This window comes from Brachyspira pilosicoli, assembly GCF_019402445.1.
Classification (GTDB): Bacteria; Spirochaetota; Brachyspiria; order Brachyspirales; family Brachyspiraceae; genus Brachyspira; species Brachyspira pilosicoli_B.
The window spans coordinates 1-4,039 of record NZ_SRZM01000277.1; the positions used below are offsets into that span (position 1 = coordinate 1).

At 28.8% G+C, this 4,039-nt stretch carries 5 protein-coding genes; 1 reads left to right on the forward strand and 4 read right to left on the reverse strand.

The genetic code is table 11. From position 1 onward, the window contains the following. Positions 1-308: 308 nt before the first annotated feature. The gene (gene lptB / locus E6A48_RS09050) at positions 309-1,136 is read right to left on the reverse strand and encodes an LPS export ABC transporter ATP-binding protein (protein ID WP_219709893.1); all 828 of its coding nucleotides are present in this window, start codon (positions 1,134-1,136) and stop codon (positions 309-311) included. A 29-nt stretch (positions 1,137-1,165) separates the two neighbouring features. Further along, complete coding sequence (locus E6A48_RS09055; RefSeq protein WP_219709895.1) at positions 1,166-1,702, reverse strand: ferritin; 537 nt, start codon at positions 1,700-1,702, stop codon at positions 1,166-1,168. 145 nt (positions 1,703-1,847) lie between these two features. Between E6A48_RS09055 and lexA the strand changes: the two genes are divergently transcribed. Further along, positions 1,848-2,474 carry a transcriptional repressor LexA gene (lexA, locus tag E6A48_RS09060; protein ID WP_219709897.1) on the forward strand — a complete coding sequence of 209 codons (627 nt, stop codon included), beginning with the start codon at positions 1,848-1,850 and terminating at the stop codon, positions 2,472-2,474. Positions 2,475-2,532: 58 nt separating this feature from the next. On the opposite strand, the gene E6A48_RS09065 is transcribed toward lexA, so the two are convergent. Together E6A48_RS09065 and E6A48_RS09070 are read right to left on the reverse strand one after the other, a co-directional pair. Beyond that, complete coding sequence (locus E6A48_RS09065; RefSeq protein WP_219709902.1) at positions 2,533-3,567, reverse strand: galactose ABC transporter substrate-binding protein; 1,035 nt, start codon at positions 3,565-3,567, stop codon at positions 2,533-2,535. A 25-nt stretch (positions 3,568-3,592) separates the two neighbouring features. Beyond that, a partial coding sequence (locus E6A48_RS09070) for a substrate-binding domain-containing protein (protein ID WP_219709904.1) occupies positions 3,593-4,039 on the reverse strand: 447 nt, incomplete at its 5' end.

The following is a 4,039-nucleotide window of genomic DNA, read 5'->3' on the forward strand; positions in this document are numbered from 1 at the left end:
TTTTTTGTTGTTCTTTTTCCCGCAGCTCGCAGTGCGGACTTCGTCAAAAGAACTAAAAAGTGCAAGTAAAAAAAATAATACTAAATCATATTAATTATGATTTATATTTAATTAAAGTATTTTATTTATACTAAAAATATACTCTTTTTGTTTCTTTGTTCCAATACAGTAAGGACTCAATTTAGTCGCCCTGAAGGACTCCCTTCGGTCGTAGAAAAATACGGAAGTTACGAAGTGTTTATAGAGCTTGAACAAAGACATTACAAATAAGAAATTAACAATTGAAAATATAATTGTTTAAGCTTATATCACATACTGAAAGATTCACCTAAGTAAATCTTACGAGCTAGAGGATTTGCTATAATCTCTTCTGGGCTTCCTTGAACTAATATTTTACCATTACCCATTATGTATGCCCTATCCGTAATCCTTAAAGTTTCGCGTACATTGTGGTCGGTTATTAATATGCCAAGTCCTTTTTCTTTTAATGAAGCTATTATATTTTGTATATCAATAACTGCTATAGGGTCAACTCCTGCAAATGGTTCGTCCAATAAAATAAATTTTGGGTTTACAGTTAATGCCCTTGCTATCTCGCATCTTCTTCTCTCACCGCCTGAAAGAGTATATCCCTTTTGTTTTCTTACATGCGTAATATTAAACTCTTCAAGGAGTCTGTCTGTAATATCCATTCTATCTTTTTGAGTTAAAGCATCATTATATTCAAGTATAGAAAGTAAATTGTCCTCAACAGAAAGTTTCCTAAAAATAGAAGCCTCTTGCGGTAAATAACCTATACCAAGCTGTGCACGCTGATACATATGAAGCTTAGTAATATCTATATCATTTAAATAAACATTACCCTTAGTAGCTGTAACAAAACCAACAGTAATATAAAAACTAGTAGTCTTTCCAGCCCCATTAGGTCCTAAAAGTCCGACTACCTCACCCTGTTTTACACTATAAGAAATATCTTCTATTATTTTTCTTTTGCCATAAAATTTAGTTAAATTAACTGCTCTTATTTCTGAAGGATTTTCTTTATCATAATTAAAAAAATTATCTACAGTAATCCTATTTGAAGAGGGTATATCTTTATCTTTCTTTCTAAAAATATTTAAAAACTTATGAAACATATACCCTCACTTTATTATTTTATATTTTATTATTGTTCATTAGAAGAAGCAGAATGTTTTTTAGAATCAAAATCTGCCATAATACCGTCAAATGTATAAAGATCTCTTCCTTCCAATTTTCCATTTCCAAGCATTTTAATTTTGCTAAGTATTTCATTAAATAATTCTTCTTCTTCTAGCTGCTCTTGTATAAACCAATCTAAAAACCTTACTGTAATATGGTCTTTACTTTCCATAGCCTTACCAACTAATTCATTAATACAAGAAGTAACATATTCTTCATGTTTTAATACAGCTTTAAATAAATCCTCTACAGATTTGAATTTACTCTGAGGAGCTTTCATCTCTGTAATAATAGCCTGTCCGCCAACTTTATTAATAAAATCTCTAAACTTTTCAAAGTGAGTTGTTTCTTCTTTAAAATGACCGTATAAGAATTGACTACATCCTTTTAATCCCTCTTTATCGCACCAGCCAGCCATATTGAAATAAAGACTAGCAGAATAAAGCTCTTTGTTTAATTGTTCATTTAATAATTTAATTATATCTTCTTTTATTATAGACATAAATAACTCCTATTATAATATAAATATTGTATAACATTATAACAAATATATCAAGAAAATGTTATTTTTAATTTGTAAATATTGACATCATATTTTTGTATAGTATAATAATAAATATTATACTAATATATATGAGGTGTCTAATATGACAGAATTAACAGACAAGCAAAAACATATATTAAATTTTTTGCAAAAGTTTATGAATGAAAATGGATATCCTCCAACAGTAAAAGAAATAATGGTTCATTTTAATTTTGCCTCTCCAACAGCTGTAACAACACATTTAACAGCATTAGAAAAAAAAGGTTATGTAAAAAAGACAGGTAAAAGAGCAAGAGGAAGTGTACCTATAAATACAACAGAAAAAAGAGAGAATCTTATAAAAATACCTTTACTTACAAATGAAGTTAAGGCTGGTCTTTTAATGGACGTTTCTGACGAATCTTATGAAGACTTTTTTCCATTACCAGAATCTATAGCACAAGATGAAAATAATTTCCTTATGAAGGTAAAAGGTGATTCTATGATAGATGCTCATATAAAAGAAGGTGATATGGTATTAGTTAATCCTTCAAATATAGAGCCTCAAAATGGAGACATTGTAGTAGCTAAAATAGATGATAATGGAGATGAAGAGATAACTATTAAAAGATTTTTTAAAGAAAAAGACTGCATAAAATTGGTTGCTGAAAATAAAGAATATCCTCCTATCATACAAGAAAAAGTTTCTATAGTAGGTAAAGTAGTAGGGCTAATAAGATTAAAAATATAAAAACATAAAAAAGAGACTCCTTTAAAAAGAAGCCTCTTAAAAAACTCTTATAAATTATTTACTTATAAGCATCCATAGCATCATTAATGTTTTCTATAGTTATTGCCTTATATGGAACTCTCACTGCTTTTACTTCATCTAAAGTATAACCAGTACCATCAAGTACATCTTTATTATTTACAACATTCATAACCATATCAACTATAGCCTTAGCCTGATCTTTAGGACTTTGTAATACTGTACCAAGTATAGCATTTTTCTTTATCTCTTCTATTACTTCAGGTATAGCATCAACTCCAACTATTGGTATAAACTTATTGCTGTCGCCTATATTATAACCCTCTTTTTGTATAGATTTCAAAGCTCCCAAAGCCATAGCATCATTATTAGAGAAGATAAACTCTATATTGTTCTCATGTTTTTTTATCCAAGCATCCATTAAAGTTTGTGCCTGAAGTATATCCCAATTAGCATTATTCATTTCTAACTCTTCTAATATAATACCATTTTCTTCTAATATAGCCTTAACTCTTTCTGTTCTTCCTTCAGCATCTGGGTGCCCCTCTTCACCTTTAAGCAAAACATACTGCAATTTACCGTCTTTGTTTTTATCCAAAGAAGGATTTGAAAGCCAAGCATTTAATACTATATTTCCTTGCATATCACCAGATTCAACACTTCTAGTACCAACATACCAAACCTTATCATAACTCAATAAATCATCTTTTTTTGGCTCTTTATTAAAAAATATTACAGGTATATTAGAAGGTTTTACTTTTTCTATAACCAAATTAGCAGCCAAAGGATCAACTAAATTAATAGCAAGAGCATCAACATTTCTCTGTATAGCAGCATCTATCTGGTCATATTGCTTAACTTGGTCATTCTCAGCATCAGTCATAGTAAACTTTACATTATCAGTCTTTAAGAAAGTTTCAATATTCCTTCTCATAAAAGAAATAAAACTATCATCATATCTATATATAGCCACAGCAACATCTATTGACTTATCATTAGAATCATTAACCTTCTTCGATGAACAACTAGACAAAATAGATAAAAATAATAGCAATGAAAAAATAAATTTGTTCATAAAATTACTCCTATTTGTAAAAATATTATTTATAAATTTCAATAGCCCTATCTAAATTAAACATCGTTACAGGTATATAAGGCACAAAAATATATTTATTATTCTCAAAACTCAAAGTTGTGCCATCTAATGGAGATTTATTATTTATTATATTTAATGAAACCTTGGATAAAACCTCAGCCTGCGTAGAAGGATTTTGCATTACTGTAGCAAATACAGAGTAGTTTTTTATCGCTTCTAAATATTCTGGTGTGCCACCTATTCCTACTATTGGTATATAATTAAGCATTCTGCTATCATTGTTAAAACCTAATTTCTTAATAGAATCTAAAGCACCTAATGCCATATTATCATCACTAGCAATAATATATTCTATTTTTTGAGAATACTTAGCCATTAATTTATCCATTTCAATAGAAGCTGTTTTTCTATTATCAAAAGCATAAACTTCTGCCAATATATTAAGCTTAAT